This is a genomic window from Rhodococcus sp. ACS1 (assembly GCF_002300155.1).
In the GTDB taxonomy this organism is placed as follows: Bacteria; Actinomycetota; Actinomycetes; order Mycobacteriales; family Mycobacteriaceae; genus Rhodococcus_F; species Rhodococcus_F koreensis.
Map to the genome: position 1 here is coordinate 237,410 of NZ_NSDZ01000003.1, position 17,101 is coordinate 254,510.

The 17,101-nt window shown below is 67.0% G+C and carries 14 protein-coding genes and 2 pseudogenes; 8 read left to right on the forward strand and 8 right to left on the reverse strand.

The window, feature by feature from the left end:
- Positions 1-158 precede the first annotated feature (158 nt).
- The 5 genes from pdhA (at position 159) to CJ179_RS11610 (ending at position 8,721) form a co-directional block, all read left to right on the forward strand.
- A complete protein-coding gene (gene pdhA, locus CJ179_RS11590) occupies positions 159-1,244 on the forward strand; it encodes a pyruvate dehydrogenase (acetyl-transferring) E1 component subunit alpha (RefSeq protein ID WP_095861700.1) in 1,086 nt (361 codons plus the stop codon).
- Positions 1,241-2,242: an alpha-ketoacid dehydrogenase subunit beta gene (locus tag CJ179_RS11595; RefSeq protein ID WP_095861575.1), complete on the forward strand. Its 1,002-nt coding sequence runs from the start codon at positions 1,241-1,243 to the stop codon at positions 2,240-2,242. Before pdhA ends, CJ179_RS11595 begins: the two co-directional genes overlap by 4 nt.
- Positions 2,243-2,259: 17 nt before the next feature.
- The gene (locus CJ179_RS11600; RefSeq protein WP_095861576.1) at positions 2,260-3,525 is read left to right on the forward strand and encodes a dihydrolipoamide acetyltransferase family protein; all 1,266 of its coding nucleotides are present in this window, start codon (positions 2,260-2,262) and stop codon (positions 3,523-3,525) included.
- 62 nt (positions 3,526-3,587) lie between these two features.
- Entirely contained in the window at positions 3,588-4,964 is a 1,377-nt protein-coding gene (gene lpdA, locus CJ179_RS11605; RefSeq protein ID WP_072946684.1) for a dihydrolipoyl dehydrogenase, read from the forward strand.
- 478 nt (positions 4,965-5,442) lie between these two features.
- Entirely contained in the window at positions 5,443-8,721 is a 3,279-nt protein-coding gene (locus CJ179_RS11610; protein ID WP_095861577.1) for a protein kinase, read from the forward strand.
- 33 nt (positions 8,722-8,754) lie between these two features.
- Here CJ179_RS11610 and CJ179_RS11615 read toward each other — a convergent pair whose 3' ends face one another.
- The 5 genes and pseudogenes from CJ179_RS11615 to CJ179_RS51340 form a co-directional block, all read right to left on the reverse strand.
- The gene (locus CJ179_RS11615) at positions 8,755-9,060 is read right to left on the reverse strand and encodes a DUF1416 domain-containing protein (RefSeq protein ID WP_072946686.1); all 306 of its coding nucleotides are present in this window, start codon (positions 9,058-9,060) and stop codon (positions 8,755-8,757) included.
- A 21-nt stretch (positions 9,061-9,081) separates the two neighbouring features.
- Complete coding sequence (locus CJ179_RS52670; protein WP_072946777.1) at positions 9,082-9,915, reverse strand: sulfurtransferase; 834 nt, start codon at positions 9,913-9,915, stop codon at positions 9,082-9,084.
- 87 nt (positions 9,916-10,002) lie between these two features.
- Positions 10,003-10,455 (reverse strand): annotated as a pseudogene (locus CJ179_RS52675) (DUF4395 domain-containing protein); the annotation flags it as partial.
- 296 nt (positions 10,456-10,751) lie between these two features.
- Positions 10,752-11,681 carry an NADP-dependent oxidoreductase gene (locus tag CJ179_RS11625; RefSeq protein WP_095861579.1) on the reverse strand — a complete coding sequence of 310 codons (930 nt, stop codon included), beginning with the start codon at positions 11,679-11,681 and terminating at the stop codon, positions 10,752-10,754.
- A gap of 654 nt (positions 11,682-12,335) precedes the next feature.
- Positions 12,336-12,497 carry a hypothetical protein gene (locus CJ179_RS51340; RefSeq protein WP_179377565.1) on the reverse strand — a complete coding sequence of 54 codons (162 nt, stop codon included), beginning with the start codon at positions 12,495-12,497 and terminating at the stop codon, positions 12,336-12,338.
- A 224-nt stretch (positions 12,498-12,721) separates the two neighbouring features.
- On the opposite strand from CJ179_RS51340, the gene CJ179_RS11630 reads away from it, so the two are divergent.
- Entirely contained in the window at positions 12,722-12,991 is a 270-nt protein-coding gene (locus CJ179_RS11630; RefSeq protein WP_257015449.1) for a nuclear transport factor 2 family protein, read from the forward strand.
- Here the strand turns inward: CJ179_RS11630 and CJ179_RS52680 are convergent.
- Positions 12,916-13,076: pseudogene (locus tag CJ179_RS52680) on the reverse strand (heat-shock protein HtpX); the annotation flags it as partial. The gene CJ179_RS11630 and the pseudogene CJ179_RS52680 sit on opposite strands and share 76 nt — an antisense overlap.
- Positions 13,077-14,121: 1,045 nt before the next feature.
- Between CJ179_RS52680 and CJ179_RS11640 the strand changes: the two are divergent.
- On the forward strand, positions 14,122-14,397 hold the full coding sequence (locus CJ179_RS11640; RefSeq protein ID WP_095861580.1) for a response regulator transcription factor: 276 nt from the start codon (positions 14,122-14,124) through the stop codon (positions 14,395-14,397).
- Between the two features lie 59 nt (positions 14,398-14,456).
- Here CJ179_RS11640 and CJ179_RS11645 read toward each other — a convergent pair whose 3' ends face one another.
- Positions 14,457-14,705, reverse strand: a complete 249-nt coding sequence (locus CJ179_RS11645; protein ID WP_095861581.1) for a hypothetical protein — start codon at positions 14,703-14,705, stop codon at positions 14,457-14,459.
- Positions 14,706-14,964: 259 nt separating this feature from the next.
- Positions 14,965-15,291, reverse strand: a complete 327-nt coding sequence (locus tag CJ179_RS11650; protein WP_072946690.1) for a hypothetical protein — start codon at positions 15,289-15,291, stop codon at positions 14,965-14,967.
- Positions 15,292-15,600: 309 nt separating this feature from the next.
- Here CJ179_RS11650 and CJ179_RS11655 point away from each other — a divergent pair, with 309 nt between their 5' ends.
- Complete coding sequence (locus CJ179_RS11655) at positions 15,601-16,878, forward strand: APC family permease (protein WP_095861582.1); 1,278 nt, start codon at positions 15,601-15,603, stop codon at positions 16,876-16,878.
- Positions 16,879-17,101: the final 223 nt, after the last annotated feature.

Here is a 17,101-nt window from a genome sequence, read left to right on the forward strand (position 1 = left end):
TCCCACACTCTCCGTTCAGGGAGTTGGGCATTCTGCTTAATTTGATAGACAGCACTTGCGCATGCTGGATCCTGATGTTTGCATAAGTGCATCATTCTGACCGAAACGGTCACACGTGGGCGGCGGTGTTTCCCGTTCCATCCCCATTCGGAGGTTTCGTGTTCGATAACGATGATGTGGTGCAGCTGGTCACCGAAACCGGTGCGCGAGTGGATCATCCCGACTACTCCCGGTACGTCGACGACGTGGACGTCGCCGCGGTGCGCGCGCTGTACGAGGACCTCGTCGTGGTGCGGCGCATCGACGCGGAGGCGACCGCGCTGCAGCGTCAGGGCGAACTGGGCCTGTGGGCGCCGCTGCTGGGGCAGGAAGCGGCGCAGGTCGGGTCGGCACGCGCCCTCGATCCCGGCGACTTCGTCTTCGCCAGCTACCGCGAACACGGGGTGGCGTACTGCCGCGGCGTCGATCCCACCCACATGCTCCGGTTCTGGCGGGGGTCGACGCACTCGGGCTGGAACCCGTTCGACTACAACATGACAACCCCGGCGATCATCGTCGGCGCGCAGGCACTGCACGCCACCGGGTATGCGATGGGCCTGCAGTTCGACGGCTCCGACAACGCCGCGATCACCTATTTCGGCGACGGCGCCACCAGTCAGGGCGACATCTCCGAGGCCTTCGGGTTCGCCGCGAGCTTCAACGCCCCGGTGGTGTTCTTCTGCCAGAACAACCAGTGGGCGATCTCCGAACCGGTCAGCCTGCAGTCGCGGGTGAGCATCGCCGCGCGGGGCCGCGGCTTCGGTGTCCCGAGCGTGCGCGTCGACGGCAACGACGTGATCGCCGTGATCGCCGTGACCCGGGCCGCGCTCGAACGGGCACGGGAAGGCAGCGGGCCGACCCTGATCGAGGCCGTCACGTACCGGATGGGCCCGCACACCACGTCCGACGACCCGACCCGGTACCGCCCGGCCGCGCTCGACGAGGAATGGAAACGCAAGGACCCCCTCGACCGCATCCGCGCCCTGCTCGAGTCGGCGGGCGCGATCGACGACGATTACCTCGCCACCGTGCAGCGGCGCGCCGACGACACCGCCGCGGCGCTGCGCCGCGGGTGCCTCGAGACCGTCGAGCCCGAACCGATGTCGTTGTTCGACAACGTCTACGCCGAACCCCATCCCCTCGTCGACGACGAGCGGCGCCAGTTCGCCGCCTACCTCGACAGTTTCGAAGGGACCGACGCATGAGCACAGCCATCGCCGCGGCCGCCCCGACCACGCTTCCGCTCGGCAAGGCCCTCAACGCCGGGTTGCGCCGCGCCCTCGAGAACGACCCGAAGGTCGTGCTCCTGGGTGAGGACATCGGCAAACTCGGCGGCGTCTTCCGCATCACAGACGGTCTGCAGAAGGACTTCGGCCCCAACCGCGTCATCGACACCCCGCTCGCCGAGTCCGGGATCATCGGCACCGCAGTCGGTCTCGCGATGCGCGGCTACCGGCCGGTGTGCGAAATCCAGTTCGACGGGTTCATCTACCCCGGCTTCGACCAGATCGTCTCGCAGGTCGCCAAACTGCACTACCGCACGGGCGGCAACGTCACGATGCCGATCACCATCCGCGTCCCGTACGGCGGCGGCATCGGCGCGATCGAGCATCACTCCGAGTCCCCGGAGGGCTATTTCGCCGCGACCGCGGGTCTTCGCGTCGTCACCTGCAGCACCGCCGCCGACGCGCACACGATGATTCAGCAGGCCATCGCCTCGGACGATCCGGTGCTGTTCTTCGAACCCAAGCGCCGCTACTGGGAGAAGGGGCAGATCGACCCCGCCGCCGAGACGGGGCCACTGCACAAGGCCCGGGTGGTCGCCCCGGGTACCGACGTCACCGTCGTCGCGTACGGGCCGCTCGTGACGACGGCCCTGCAGGCGGCGAAAGTCGCTGCGGATGAGGGTCGTTCGGTCGAAGTGATCGATCTGCGGTCCCTCTCCCCGCTCGACGTCGACACCGTCGCCGCGTCCGTGCAGCGCACCGGACGCCTGGTCGTCACCCACGAGGCGCCCGTGTTCCTCGGCATCGGCGCCGAGATCGCCGCCCGCATCAGCGAGCGCTGCTTCTACCACCTCGAGGCGCCGGTCGCCCGCGTCGGCGGCTTCACCGTCCCCTACCCGCCGGCGAAACTCGAACAGCACTTCCTGCCGGACGTCGACCGCATCCTCGACGCCGTCGACCGCACCTTCACCGCGTAGGACCAGGAGTTCCCCCCATGCCCACTGTCAAGACATTCCTGCTGCCCGACCTCGGCGAGGGCCTCACCGACGCCGAACTGCTGACCTGGCAGGTCGCGGTCGGTGACACCGTGACGCTGAACCAGAACATCGCCGAGGTCGAGACCGCGAAGGCCTCCGTCGAACTCCCATCCCCGTACGCCGGAACGGTGGTCGCGCTGCACGCGGCGGAAGGGAGCACTGTCGACGTCGGCAGTCCGTTCATCGACATCGAGATCGCCGGCGAGGAACCGAAGGCGGACCCCGCGCCCCCGGCCGAGCGGACCCCGGTCCTCGTCGGCTACGGCGTGGCCGAGGACTCGTCCAGCAAGCGCCGCCGCAGGCACACAACCGCCGCGGCCGCTCGCATCGGCGACCTTCCCGCCCCGCATTCGACGCGTCCGCTGGCCTCGCCGCCCGTGCGGTTCGCCGCGAAGCGATCCGGAGTCGACCTCACCGCGGTGGTTGCCACCGGGGTGCACGGTGAGGTCACCAGGGACGACCTCGAACGTCATCGCACCGCCACCCCGGTGACGACGCCGACGGCCACGCCCGTGCCCGACGCCGACGAGGAACGCATCCCGATCAAGGGCGTCCGCAAGCACACTGCGGCGGCGATGGTCCGCAGCGCGTTCACCGCCCCGCACGTCACCGAGTTCGTCACGGTCGACGTCACCCCGACCATCGAACTGCTGGCTCAGCTACGGGACACGAAGCACTTCACCGACGTACGCCTGACACCACTGACGTTGGTGGCCAAGGCCCTGCTCGTGGCGCTGCGCACCAACCCGACCCTGAATTCGTTCTGGGACGAAGGCGCGCAGGAGATCGTGGTCAAACGCTCCGTGAACCTCGGCATCGCGGCCGCCACGCCGCGCGGACTCATGGTTCCCAACATCAAGAACGCACACACCCTCGGTCTGCGCGACCTTGCGATCGCCCTGTCGGATCTGACGACCACCGCCAAGGAGGGGAAGACCGGACCGGCCGACCTGGCGGACGGCACCATCACGATCACCAACGTCGGTGTCTTCGGCATCGACTCGGGCACACCCATCCTCAACCCCGGCGAGGCGGCGATCCTGTGCTTCGGGGCGATCCGCAGGCAGCCGTGGGAATACCGGGGCGAGATCGCGTTGCGGTCGGTGACGACCTTGAGCCTGTCGTTCGACCATCGACTGGTCGACGGCGAGCAGGGATCGCGATTCCTCGCCGCCATCGGCCAGATCCTGTCCGACCCGATGACGTTGATCGCGCTGAGCTGAGCCTCCGTTCGATCCGACCTTCCGGCACGTCCGATGACGTGCCCGACCGAGGGAGATTCCCCATGTCTGACCAACCCGACGTCCTGATTCTCGGCGGAGGATCCGGCGGATACGCCTGCGCCTTCCGTGCCGCGCAATTGGGCAAATCCGTCACCCTGATAGAAGAGGACAAGGTCGGCGGCACCTGCCTGCACCGCGGGTGCATTCCCACCAAGGCGCTCGTGCACGCCGCCGAGGTCGCTGACACCGTCGCCCACGCGTCGGCCCTCGGGATCGGTGCGACACTCGACGGGATCGACCTCGACGGTGTCCACGCGTACAAGAACGCGATCGTCGAACGCCTCTACAAGGGTCTGCAGGGGTTGGTCCGCAGTCACCGGATCGAAGTGGTCCACGGCACCGGTCGCTACGCCGGAGGCCGCACCGTCCACGTCGGTGACCGCACGATCACCGGCGCGGCACTGGTCCTCGCGACCGGTTCGGAGGTCCGGAGTCTCCCCGGACTCGAGATCGGCGGCCGAATCCTCACCAGCGACCAAGCATTGACGTTCCCCGAGCTTCCGCGGCGCGTCGTCGTGCTCGGCGGCGGTGTCATCGGCGTCGAGTTCGCCGGCATCTGGGCGTCCCTGGGCGCGGACGTCACGATCGTCGAGGCGCTGCCCCGGCTGATCGCCGCCGAGGACGAATGGGCCTCGAAGCAACTCACCCGGGCCCTGCGCAAGCGCGCCATCACGGTCATGACCGGCACCCGATTCGCGAAAGCCGTTCAGGACGAGCGGACGGTCAGCGTCACCGTGGAATCGGGCGACACGCTCGAGGCCGACCTGCTGCTCGTCGCGGTCGGCCGCGGACCCCGCACCGCGGGCCTGGGACTCACCGAGCTGGGCGTCGACGTCGACCCCCGCGGATTCGTCACGGTCGACGATTCCCTGCGCACCTCGCAGCCGGACGTGTACGCGGTCGGCGACATCGTCGCCGGACCACAACTCGCGCACCGCGGATTCCAGCAGGGCATCTTCGTCGCCGAAACGATCGCCGGTCTGAGCCCGACCTTGTTGGAGGACAGCGCAATTCCGCGGGTGACGTACTCGAACCCCGAGGTCGCGTCAGTCGGGCTCACCGAAGAACAGGCACGCGAACGCCACGGCGACGTCGCCACCGTCGTCTACGATCTCGCCGGCAACGGCAGAAGCCAGATCCTCGGAACCAGCGGCGGCGTCAAACTCGTCCGCGCCGGAGCCACGGACGGACCGGTCGTCGGTATCCACATGGTCGGAGAACGCGTGGGTGAACTCATCGGCGAGGCGCAATTGATCGTCAACTGGGGTGCCTACCCGAACGAGGTCGCCGCACTCGTTCACGCGCACCCCACCCAGGCCGAGGCGCTCGGCGAGGCGCACCTCGCACTCGCGGGAACCCCGCTGCACAGCCACAGTTGATCGAGAGCATTCAGCTGTGTCCCTTTGGCAGGGTGGAGGAGAGGGGATGGCGTGTGACGGCATGGTGCCGCCCGCAGGCGAGGAAGAGGGGGGCTCCCCGGCCGCGGGCGGCTGTGGCCCTCCAGCCGAGGGGTGACCGGTCAGGGGGCCTCGCTGGTCCGTGGGGCCGCCGGGCCCGCGGATCAGCGTAGGTGGTGGGTACCCGATATGTGCGGGACTATTCACCGCGGGGAGCAACGATTCGTCCGGGTCGATCCTCGAAAACGACTGGGCGAGTGTCCAGTTGTAGCGGAAACCCGAAGTGCCGGCCGATCGAACCGACCGGCCGGTTATCGCGTGCGTCCCCGTCCCACACTCGGGTAGAACGCAAGTCGGCCATCGGAGGGGACGGTCGGCGATATCCTGGGGTACAACGTCGAGAGGTGGGCAGTGTGGCATGCGTCGACCGTGTTTCGAATGGGACGAATCGATGTAGTCGATGACTGATGTCGATCCGTTCGCCACCCAGCGCGACGTGTCCGGTTCGGTCACGGCGGAGTTGGCGGCGGCCGGATTCGAGGACGCTCAGGAGATCGGCCGCGGCGGATTCGGGGTCGTGTACCGCTGCATCCAGACTGCGCTCGACCGCACTGTGGCGGTGAAGGTCCTCACCGCCGACCTCGACGAGGAGAACCGAGCCCGATTCCTGCGGGAGCAGCGTGCTGCGGGCCGGCTGACCGGTCACCCCAACATCGTCAATGTCCTCCACGCCGGCGTCACCGAGAACGGCAGGCCCTACATCGTGATGCCGTACCAGGCGCAGGGCTCGCTCGACGAACGGATCCGCCGCCACGGGCCGCTCCCGCTGGACGAAGCGCTGCGTCTCGGGGTGAAGATGGCAGGCGCCCTGGAGACCGCCCACCGGCTCGGGATCCTCCATCGCGACGTCAAACCCGGGAACATCCTGATCACCGATTACGGCGAGCCCGCACTCACCGACTTCGGCATCGCCCACATCGCGGGCGGGTTCGAGACCAGCGCGGGCATCGTGACGGGGTCGCCGGCGTTCACCGCCCCCGAGGTCGTGGCCGGCGAGGCCCCCAGTCCTGCCGCCGACGTCTACGGGTTCGGCGCCACCTTGTTTGCGGCAATCACCGGTCACGCGGCGTTCGAACGCCGCAGCGGTGAACAGCTGGTGGCGCAGTTCCTGCGGATCGCGTCCGAGCCGGTCCCGAACCCGCGCGAGCACGGCGTATCCGAGGAGATCAGCGCGGTCGTCGAACGTGCCATGTCGTCCGAACCCGGGGCCCGCCCGTCCGCCGTGGAACTGGGCAGGCAACTCCGCGACGCGCAACTGCGTCACGGCTTCCCGGTCGACGAGATGGCGATGTATGCGGGAACAGTTGCAGTGCAAGGCAGCACGTCAGAACCGGGCGCCGGTCCCGGAGGAGAAGGTGCGTGGAGCCGGCCTGCCGGAGCGCCGGCGGACTCGGGCCGGACAGGTGGACTCCCGCTGGAGCTGACCAGCTTCGTCGACCGCCGCACGGAACTGGCGGAGGCGACGAACTTGCTGTCGACGTCGCGGCTGGTGACGTTGACCGGGATCGGAGGGGTGGGGAAGACCCGGCTCGCCATTCGTGCTGCCACCAAAGCGCAACGGAATTTCGCGGACGGCGTGACGCTGGTGGAACTGGGTGAACTACTGGATGATTCGCTGTTGGCGGGAGTGGTGGTCGCTGCCCTGGGGTTGCGGGGTCAGTCGACGCGACACCCCCACGAGATGCTCGTCGAGTTCCTCGCCCCGCGAGACCTGCTGCTCGTGCTGGACAACTGCGAGCAGGTGGTGGCCGCGGCCGCGAAGCTCGCCGAGATCCTGCTTCGCGCATGCCCGCAATTGCGGATTCTCGCGACGAGTCGCGAACCGCTCGGGATCGGCGGGGAAGCGGCGCTGCTGATCCCTCCGCTGCCTGTCCCGGATCCCGACCATCTCCCGAAAGGGCTGCCCCGCAACGACGCAGTCACCCTGTTCGTCGAACGCGGTGTCGCCGCCGTCCCCGGGTTCGAACTCACCGAGGACAACAAGGTCACCATCGCCCGTATCTGTCAGCGGCTGGACGGCTTGCCGCTGCCGATCGAGTTGGCTGCGGCCCGGCTCCGTGCGATGACACCCGACCAGATCCTGCAGCGCCTGACCGATCGGTACCTGCTGCTGACCCGCGGCAGCCGGGACGCGCCCTCGCGGCAGCAGACACTGCGGATGTGCATCGACTGGAGCTACGACCTGTGTACTCCTGTGGAACAACGGATGTGGGCGCAGCTGTCCGTGTTCGCGGGCACATTCGAACTCGAGGCGGCCGAACAGGTCTGCGACGGTGACGACGTCGACGATCTTCTCGACACGGTGACCTTCCTCGTCGACAAGTCGATCCTGACGCGAGAGGAGTCGGGCGCCGCGGTGCGGTTCCGGATGCTCGAGACCGTGCGAGCCTACGGGCGCGAAAAGGCGCAGGAGAGTGGCGTGTACACCGAACTGCGCTGTCGGCACCGGGACTGGTGTGACCGCCTCGCGGTCGAAGCGGAATCCGAATGGATCAGCTCCCGGCAACTTCCGTTGATCGCCAAATTGTCACGGGAACTGCCGAATATCCGTGAAGCGCTGGACTTCTGCGTGTCCGACAGCCCGGGCATCGGAGTTCGGATCGCGGCCGCACTGTACCCGTACTGGCTGGCCCGGGGGCTGTTCGTCGAGGGGCGACGGTGGCTCGATCGCCTCCTTGCGCGGCAGGTCTCCGAGCCCACGATCGATCGGGCCAAGGCGCTCTACGGCGCTGCCGTGCTGGCCGGAGTGCAGGGCGACATTTCGGTGTCGGACACCCTGGCGGAGGAAGCGCGGGCGCTCGCCGCCCGGACGCCCGACCCGGAGGTGCGCGCGCACCTCGACCACGCAATCGGATACGCAGCCTTGTTCGCGGGCCGCCTCCCCGAGGGGCGCGCGCATCTCGAGAAGGCCGTCCTTGTGTTCACGGCACGCAACGACGTCTTCGAGGTGGCCGCGGTCGTGGGTCTCGGCATGATGTACGACCTGTTGAACGACACGGAACGTGCCGTCGAATGCCACGAGCGCATCCTCGCGATCACCGAAGCTCAGGGCGAATCGGTGTACCGGTCGTATTCGATGTGGGCGCTGGCCGTCGCCGTGTGGCAGAAGGGGGAGAGAGCCCGAGCGGTGCGACTCCTCGGGCGAGCGCTCCAGGTGGATCGCCGGGTGAACGACCGGCTCAATTCCAGTGTGTGCCTGCAGGCCCTCGCGTGGATCGCCGCCGAGGAGCAGAACATGGAGCGGGCCGTCGTGTTGATGGGGGCGGCCGAGGCGCTCACCCGGTCGGTGGGCAGTTCGGCGGTGCTGGTGCCTGGACTGAGCGTGTACCAGGACGAGTGCGAACGCGCGACCCGGCAGGCGATGACCGAACCCGCGTTCGCCGCCGCCCGACGAAAGGGCGAGTCGCTCGGTTTCGACGCAGCCGTCGCCTACGCACTGGGCGAGCAGGTCTCGGCCTCGTCTACCTCCGCCGGCCAGTCCCCCAAACCGACGAAGCGGGAGCGTGAAGTTGCCGCCCTGATCGTCGAGGGACTGACCAACAAGGAGATCGCCGCCCGGCTCGTCATCTCGCCCCGCACCGCGCAGGGGCACGTGGAGCACCTCCTGACGAAACTGGGGTTCAACTCACGCGCGCAGATCGCGGCGTGGGTCGTGGAATCGCAGGGTGAGGGCTCTTGAGCTGGGCTTGTTGGGGTGTTCGGAGGCGAAATGCTATGCGGTCAAGGTGATGTCCACGGTGTGGATGCCGCTGGTCGTGGGCTTCACCGATGCCGTGCCGTTGCCGACCGGCGAGAGAGCCCGCACGGTCCAGTCGCCCGGTGCGACGAAGAAACGGAAGTCTCCGCTGCCGGAGGCGACGATCTCGGCGGTGAACGTGCCTGTGCCGTCGAGGAGTCGAACGAAGGCGCCACCGACAGGTTCTCCGTCGCCCGTGACGACCTTGCCGGTGATGGCCGTTTCCCTGCCGAGGTCGACGCCGGCGGGGATGGTGTGGGTTTGCGTTGATGCTGCGCTCATGTGCTTGTTCCCCGCGGTCCGCTACTTGCCCAGCTCGATCGGCACGCCGACGAGCGAGCCGTATTCGGTCCAGCTGCCGTCGTAGTTCTTGACATTCTTGTGGCCGAGCAGTTCCTTGAGGACGAACCAGGTGTGGCTGGAGCGCTCGCCGATCCGGCAGTAGGCGATGGTGTCCCGGGAGCCGTCGAGACCGGCTGCGCCGTAGATCGCGGTGAGTTCCTCGTCGGACTTGAACGTGCCGTCCTCGTTCGCCGCCTTGCTCCACGGAACGTTGAGTGCACCCGGGATGTGGCCGGGACGCTGGCTCTGCTCCTGCGGCAGGTGCGCCGGCGCGAGGATCTTGCCCGTGAACTCGTCGGGCGATCGGACGTCGACGAGGTTCAGCACACCGATCGCGTCGACGGCCTCGTCGCGGAACGCGCGGATCGACAGGTCGGGCTCGGCCGCCCGGTAGGTGGTGGACGGGCGGGTGACGGTGTCCTCGGAGAGGGGGCGTTGCTCGAGTTCCCACTTCTTGCGCCCGCCGTCGAGCAGCTTGACGTTGTCGTGGCCGTAGAGCTTGAAGTACCAGTAGGCGTACGCCGCGAACCAGTTGTTGTTGCCTCCGTAGAGGACGACCTCGTCGTCGTTGGCGACGCCGCGTGTCGACAGCAGATCGGAGAACTGCTCACGGTCGAGGAAGTCACGGCGGACCTGATCTTGCAGATCCTTCTTCCAGTCGAGCTTGATGGCGCCCTCGATGTGGCCGCCGTCGTAGGCGGACGTGTCTTCGTCGACTTCGACGAACACGATGGTGGGCGCGTTCAGATTCTGCTGAGCCCAGTCGGTGGAGACCAGGACGTCGGAGCGAGCCATGTTCTTTCCTTCACTGAGAACTTGCCGGGGTTTTCCATTGGGGGTCGGGTGGTCGGCGGAGGCGGACGATCGGAATCGGGCGACCAACGGATAGATCTGGCAGCCGAGGCAGATTCCGAAGGCCGCGTTGAGGAACGCCGCGAACAGTGCGAAGCCGGTGAAGACGGCACCGACGACGGGCGCGCTCAACGCGAATCCGACCAGACCTGCCGCCGCGAAGATGAAGCCGACCAGTTGGGCGAAGCGCAGCGGCGCGGTTGGTTCACGCTCGCTCGGCGGGCTGATGTGTGGGGCGACCAGCTTTCCGAAGATCTGGCCGTACGGGCTGCGCCGCGGCCCGACGACGGCGGCGACGGCGAACACGACGGTCTGAACCGCCAGGATCACACCGGCGACGACGGTCGAGAAGGACGCCGAGAGCAGGACGGCGACGAGAACCGCCGTAGTGATCCAGGCGGCGAACCGGGGACCGCGGACGTCGACCTGGTCGACGGCCGCGGTCGGGGTGGTGGTGTGTGTTGTTGCTGGTGTGGTGGACATTGACTGTGCTCCACAGAATGTGTCGGATGGCCGAGGGAATGCGATGGAACGCGATCGAGTCGATCACCGAAAAGGCAGGGAAGTCAGCACGTGACCGCAGGGCGAATCGAAAATGACACAGAAGCGCGGTCAGCGACGCCAAAGGCAACAGCAACCGCCGACGCGACACAGGTCGACTGTGCGGCGACGGGTGAGCAGCAGCTCGCGGCAGGTCTGCACCCGCCAAATTCTACGCGCCGCACCCTGCGCTGAAGACGGACAATTCGAGTCTCCGCGCAGGGGCGTGGTCCCGCGTCTCATGGGATCAGGATGAACTTCCCCGCGGGGTGGGGTTGCGCGAGTTCGCTGTGGGCCTGCGCGGCATCGATCAGGGGAAACGTCTTGGCGATGGTGACCGTCAGATGTCCGGCGCCGGCTTGCTCGACCAGTTCGGCGCGCGCCTTCAGCCGGGCTTCGGCGCTTGCCGGGTTGCCGCCGCCGACCGACGCAAAGCCGTCCTCTTGCGCCCGACCGAAAGCGGCGATGGTCACGATCCGGGTCTTGTCCTTGACCAATGCCAGCGACACGTCGACGGCCTCGTCGGTTCCGACGGTGTCGAGGGCCGCGTCGATGCCCTGGGGTGCGACCTCCAGCACCCGCTCCTCGAGTCCGTCTCCGTAGACGACGGGAGTTGCTCCGAGGTTCCGGACGTAGTCCTGATTCGCCGCTCCCGCGGTGCCGACGACCGTCGCGCCGCGGGCGACGGCGAGTTGCACGGCGAGGGCACCGACGCCGCCGGAGGCGCCGTGGATCAGGACGGTGTCGCCGGAACCGACCCCAATGGTGTCCAGGGCGTCGACCGCGGTGCCGCCCACCAGCAGCAGACCGGCGGCCTGTTCCCAGCCGAGGCTGGCAGGTTTGGGGGTGATTGCGGAGACGGGAACGACCACTTTCTCGGCGTAGAGACCGGTGCCGGGGCTGACAATCACCTCGTCGCCCACCGCGATCTCCGTGATTCCGGCCCCGACGGCCGCGACCACGCCGGCGGCCTCGCCGCCGACCCTGACCGGCAGCTTGTCGGGATCGTCACCGAAGGCGCCGCTGTAGAGCTTGTAGTCGATGGGATTGACGCCGATCGCCTTGACGTCGACGAGCACCTCCCCCGATGCGGGCGGCGGAACCTCCGCATCGACCACGGTCAGGGCCTCGGGTGTTCCGTATGATTGCGCAACAACAGATTTGGTCATGTGTGACGCAACCTCCCTCGAAGAGCTGCTATTCCTGTTGTGCGAGATTTACTCTCACGGATCCGAACACTTGCTCGGTGGAGTACCGATGTCACGCTCTCCCACAGGATCAGGAGGGCCCGGCGTGTGTGCAGTGCGCCGAGCAACAGGTAGAAGGCGACACCGAAGTGGGTCCCCTCCCGTATGCAGGCGATGAGGCCGAAAGCGCAAAGAACGAAGGGTGCCCACGGCATCGTTGCTCGAAACCACCGATACACGATCGCCGGAACCATCGTTTGTCGGCGGGGGCCGCGCCCACGCGCGAGGGTCGGCGCTTGCCTGGGCGGCGAAGAGTTTCGGGCGAGCATGATGGGAGGTCCGTCCTCGAGGGTCCACAATCGCGAATGTTGCAATGGCCGGCCGAGGCGCGGCTGGTGCGCAGGTTATCGGTCGCATCGACGTGCGCCCAAGGGTTGCGATCCGACTGCGTCGAAGCAGAAATCGCTCCACCCACCGCGACCCTCCGGCAGAGGTAGCGGGGTGACCACAACGAGGGCATCGGCCGGGCCGCTCCGCAACCAGCTCGCCGACATCTGACCAGTGCACGGATGCCAGACTGCTGAGCCGCCGGCGGATCGACAACACTTTGGCGCACACAGAATCGTGGGTGGGGACCTATTCCGATGTGGGTGACAGTCGATCGATGTGTTCGAGCAATTCGATGAGTTCGCCGATGGTGAGTTCAACGGTGCCGAACATTGGATCACCGTTCTTGGCGGCGCGGGCGACGGCCTGTCCGATGCGGTCGGTGAGCTGTTCGATCAGTGGGTCGGCCATGACTGCGAATTCTCCTGGAAAGCGGGAACGTTGTCTTCCGGATCTGAAGGTTCTCGTTCGCCCCTGACCTGGCCGTCGGCGGTGAGGGAATCCTGCGGGCAGTCGCGAACGCCAAGCATTTCCGGCCGCGGGCGGGAGAAGGTGTGTCACTGTTGTGAGTGACCGACGCTCGCGGCCACGTGGAGGCGGAATGAACGCCGGTGTGACAAAGAGAATCCTCGGCGTTGCCGCCGCCCGGTGACCGCGACACGATCGAATCGATCCTCGGTCCCGACTTCAAACACATCACCAGCGAGGGCCAACTCCTCGGTCGCGACGAGGAGATCGCGAGCATCGTCCCGGTGGCGTTCACGATGAACGCCACCGAGCAGACCGTCGACATCGTCGACGACACCGCCGAGATCCACGGTGTCAACACCCTTACCGAGTCCGGCATCGGTCGTACGGCGTCGACGCCTTTGCTTGCCGGATCGTCGAGCGCCCAGTCCCGGTAGCTTTGACAGTCTCGGCCGGGGCGGACCTGGCGGAGCGGACCTCGATCCGGTCACCGGCGAGGTGGGTGAGGAATCCGGCGGCCATCTAGGAGCGGCCGATGTAGCCGCAAGCCTCTGATTCGACATGTATCGCGATATTGACAGATGTCGAATCAAGCTGCCATGCGGAACACGGCCGCGAGGGCCGCCTGCCGAGCATAGGACGGGTATCGATCGACGAAATACGTTGTGCTACTTCCCTGGCTCGCGCGCATCACTCACGTCGGACAGATAAACGCTGACGTGGTCGGCAAGGCTGGGTGGGTCTCCGACAGGTCGCGTTCGCGGTAAATCGAAATATCGTCGGTGCCCCGCATCGTGTTCGGCCGCGACCTGCTCTTGCCAGTACACGCCCGATCGACTCTGCGAAAACCCCGATATATTCATGCTGAAACGACCCCTTCGACCCATGGGGAGCGCACTCCCTCACGCGGTCACACCCGTTTGTGGCTCGTGGTGCCCTGCGGCGACGAGCCCTGACCTCCATTTCCGTTTTAGCGGATCAGCTCGCAGGTGTCACGGACCGACCAGTCCCTATGAAACAGCGGTTCAGCTGCGTTGATCCCGAATCACGAAACCCGCGTACGAATTCGGGTCGCTCGAGAATGCTGATTTACAACGTATTTGTTCCACCCTGGAAGCGGCGTGTGCCTGGTATCGAATCGACCGTTGAGGTCCGTCCGGCGACGCCTTAATCTGGAAGGTGCGGGCCGTATCCCGTCGGGTCGAGATTTGACAGTCCGGGATACGACTCGCCGGAGGGGCTTGTCGCGGACACTTCCGGCTCGGACTGCGGTCCCGGTCGGAGCAGTGTCGGGAGGGTCGCTGCCACATTTTCGCCGGTGACCTGGCTTTGTCTGCGCGCTGTCGCAACAACGTCGCCTACCAGGCGCCGGTCGACGACTTCCTCGAGCGAGCCCATGAGCAATGGCGGCGCAACCAATCTCCACCACGTGCGTTCGCGACGGCACGTCCACAAACCGGCTTCAGGTACGGTTTGTTCACCGCGGTAAACAGCGTGCGTGCTGCGTCGGACGACAGGTGTGTGGCGTCAGGTAGCACCCACTGCGACTGGAGAAGGTGAGATGGCTATGACTTCCGGCACGGGCCCGCTGCCCGACTCCATCGCTGGGCCGCAGCGGATGCCCGCGCTGTCGCCGCGGGAGCTGGAAATCCTTCGCCTGTGGCTGCGGAGTGAATCGAAAACGGCTGCCGCATCCGACCTGGGAATCAGCATGGGCACGATCAACACCCACCTGGCCCGGATCCGAGCGAAGTACGCCGCCGTCGGACGCCCCATCACCGACAAGTCCGGACTGTTGGTCCGGGCACTTCAGGACGGTCTGGTGTCTCTCGCCGAGCTCTGACGGGCGGGTTGACACTTCCCCCGTGGGACCGCCCGGTACTGCGGTCGGCGGTGTCTCGTCTACGAGAGCCGGGACCGGGGCAGATCGTCGAGCCGGGCCGCGCGGGCATTCTCGTGGGCGACGATTGCCTCCTGCCAGTCCCGATCGGTCACGCCGAGCCCGTCGCGGAAGGCTGGAGGTGGAACCGCGAGATCCGTGGCGATGTGCGCCCACGACCTGCCCGCCTGGAGGGCCTCGATCACCGCGCGGGCGAGGCGATCGTCGGTCTGGTCGCCATCAAAGAACGCATCAGCGCTGTCAGCGGCCACGGGAAGGTTGTCCGGTCTGGTGCGCTCGATGAGCGCGGAGTCGCATTTGCATCCATGCGACTCTATCGGTTGCAGTGAAATGATGATATGGCGCTCCGGTGAGTTCGATGGTGGCGCGAAGACGTCCCTGACCGTGCAGGTGCGGCACGGTCACCATCGGACGAGTTCATCACCCGACTCGATAGCAGTGATGTGCTCGCCTACGGAACCCGGGGCCCTGCCGCTTATCCTCCTCGGGCGGCCTCAGGCCGGGTCCTTACTACTCGGAGCGTCCGGACGGGAAATGCACCGACCCGTCGTTGCCGATGCAACCCCCCTGCACCGGGCCGCTGCCGAAGAAGACGCCATTGAGTTGCCCGCTGCCTCCAGGAGAGTTCGATCCGACACCGGCACCCCCGACGCCGATCGCCCCGCACTGGTAGCTGTTCATGTCGTTCGGGGTGTCGTTGTGGACGTGGAGTTGCGTACCGGGTGTGTTCGGGTCTCCATGAAATGCCGGTGCCGACGCCGCGATGCCGGAGCCGAGTGCAAAAGCGGTGGCGATCGCGGCCGATGTAACCGCCGTGCGCAATGCGAACGTGTTCATCTGATGTCACCTTTGATTCGATTGTCGCCCGGCTTTCACCGGCCGATGATTCTCGGGTTACAAGCAATCTTCGGGCTATCTATCCCGATGGAACAATTATGGTCCGAGCCGTCGGCGAAAATCACCCCTTCGCGTGGTTACCGGCAATTCGAATGCGCAGTCCACACCGGCCGTCGCGGCCCTGCTCGCAGCCCCGAGCGTGCCGCAGTGTCGAAACCGTGTGACCCCGTGGAGTTCACGTCTGTGTACCGGAGGGCGCTAGCGTTGGGCTGCCCGACATCCGCACGTTCGAAGGAGAAACTGCCTCGCATGGCCGGTGACGAGATTTCGGACGGCGAGAACGCGCACCCGGACGCGACGCCGCAGTTGCGCCGGCGGCTGGGGGTGTTCGACTCGGTGATGATCGGCCTCGGGTCCATGATCGGGGCGGGGATCTTCGCCGCGCTGGGGCCTGCCGCGTCCGCCGCGGGCGGTGCATTGCTCGTCGGGTTGGCCGTGGCCGCGGTGATCGCTTACTGCAATGCCAACTCCTCCGCCCGGCTCGCCGCGTTGTATCCGCAATCCGGTGGCACCTATGTCTACGGGCGTGAACGCCTGGGACCGTTCTTCGGGTATCTGGCGGGCTGGGGCTTCGTGGTCGGCAAGACCGCCTCGTGTGGCGCGATGGCCCTAACGGTCGGCGCCTACGCCTGGCCCGGCCGCGAGCATCTCGTCGCGGTGGTCGCCGTCGTCGCCATCACCGCCGTGAACTACTTCGGTGTGCAGAAGTCGGCCCTGGTCACCCGGGTCATCGTGTTCACGGTCCTCGCCGTCCTCGCCGTGGTCGTCATCGTGTGCCTGAACGGACCCGATACCGGGTTCGGTGGCCTGGAGATCGCCTCCGGCCACGGCGTGACCGGGGTCCTGCAGGCCGCCGGTCTGCTGTTCTTCGCGTTCGCCGGGTACGCCAGGATCGCCACGCTCGGCGAGGAGGTGAAGGATCCGGCCCGGACAATCTCCCGGGCGATTCCCCTCGCCCTGGCCATCACCCTCGTCGTGTACCTGTGCGTCGCGGTCGCAGTCCTGAACGCGCTCGGTGCCGACACTCTCGCGGCCGCGACGGATCCGCTCGCGCAGGCGGTGGCCGCTGCGGGATTCGAGGGTCTCGAGCCGGTCGTCCGGGTGGCCGCGGTGATCGCCGCACTCGGCTCGTTGCTCGCCCTGATCCTCGGGGTCTCGCGGACGACATTCGCGATGGCGCGCGACGGCCACCTGCCACGTCTGCTCGACGCCGTCCACCCCCGGTTCGCGGTGCCCTACCGGGCCGAGTTGGCGGTGGGGGTGGTGGTGGCGCTCCTCGCCGCGACGGCGGACCTGCGCGGCGTCATCGGGTTCTCCTCGTTCGCGGTGCTGTTCTATTACCTGATCGCCAACGCGTCCGCCTGGACCCTGTCCGCGAAACCGTGGCCGCGCCTGGTGGCGGTCGTCGGCGCCATCGGTTGCATCGTCCTCGCCGCATTCCTTCCCCTGGCCTCGGTGATTCCGGGTGTGATCGTCCTCGGGCTCGGGGCCGTGATCTACGCGATCCGCTCGTCCCGTCGTCCCTGATCCGCGAGGAGGGGTACCTCTGTCCACCCGGGCGGGCTTCGACGCGCGATCGGCACGGGGTGCAGCTAATCTGTCATCGGTGCGATTGTCTCGTGCCTCGTCGCCGGAGCCGTTGTGTTGCGAAAACCTGTCCGCAGCTGGATCTTTCACATGCTTCATCGGGCTGTGCCCGCATTCCCAGTGCCCTGACCGTGTTCGGTGTTCGAGAGGGGAATGACTCCAC

Excerpts from the sequence above, each read along its gene's own strand:
- CJ179_RS11595 (WP_095861575.1), top strand. The coding sequence starts at position 1,241 with ATGAGCACAGCCATCGCCGCGGCCGCCCCGACCACGCTTCCGCTCGGC.
- CJ179_RS11600 (WP_095861576.1), top strand. The coding sequence starts at position 2,260 with ATGCCCACTGTCAAGACATTCCTGCTGCCCGACCTCGGCGAGGGCCTC.
- lpdA (WP_072946684.1), top strand. The coding sequence starts at position 3,588 with ATGTCTGACCAACCCGACGTCCTGATTCTCGGCGGAGGATCCGGCGGA.
- CJ179_RS11610 (WP_095861577.1), top strand. The coding sequence starts at position 5,443 with ATGACTGATGTCGATCCGTTCGCCACCCAGCGCGACGTGTCCGGTTCG.
- CJ179_RS11615 (WP_072946686.1), bottom strand. The coding sequence starts at position 9,060 with ATGAGCGCAGCATCAACGCAAACCCACACCATCCCCGCCGGCGTCGAC.
- CJ179_RS52670 (WP_072946777.1), bottom strand. The coding sequence starts at position 9,915 with ATGGCTCGCTCCGACGTCCTGGTCTCCACCGACTGGGCTCAGCAGAAT.
- CJ179_RS11625 (WP_095861579.1), bottom strand. The coding sequence starts at position 11,681 with ATGACCAAATCTGTTGTTGCGCAATCATACGGAACACCCGAGGCCCTG.
- CJ179_RS51340 (WP_179377565.1), bottom strand. The coding sequence starts at position 12,497 with ATGGCCGACCCACTGATCGAACAGCTCACCGACCGCATCGGACAGGCC.
- CJ179_RS11640 (WP_095861580.1), top strand. The coding sequence starts at position 14,122 with ATGACTTCCGGCACGGGCCCGCTGCCCGACTCCATCGCTGGGCCGCAG.
- CJ179_RS11650 (WP_072946690.1), bottom strand. The coding sequence starts at position 15,291 with ATGAACACGTTCGCATTGCGCACGGCGGTTACATCGGCCGCGATCGCC.
- CJ179_RS11655 (WP_095861582.1), top strand. The coding sequence starts at position 15,601 with ATGGCCGGTGACGAGATTTCGGACGGCGAGAACGCGCACCCGGACGCG.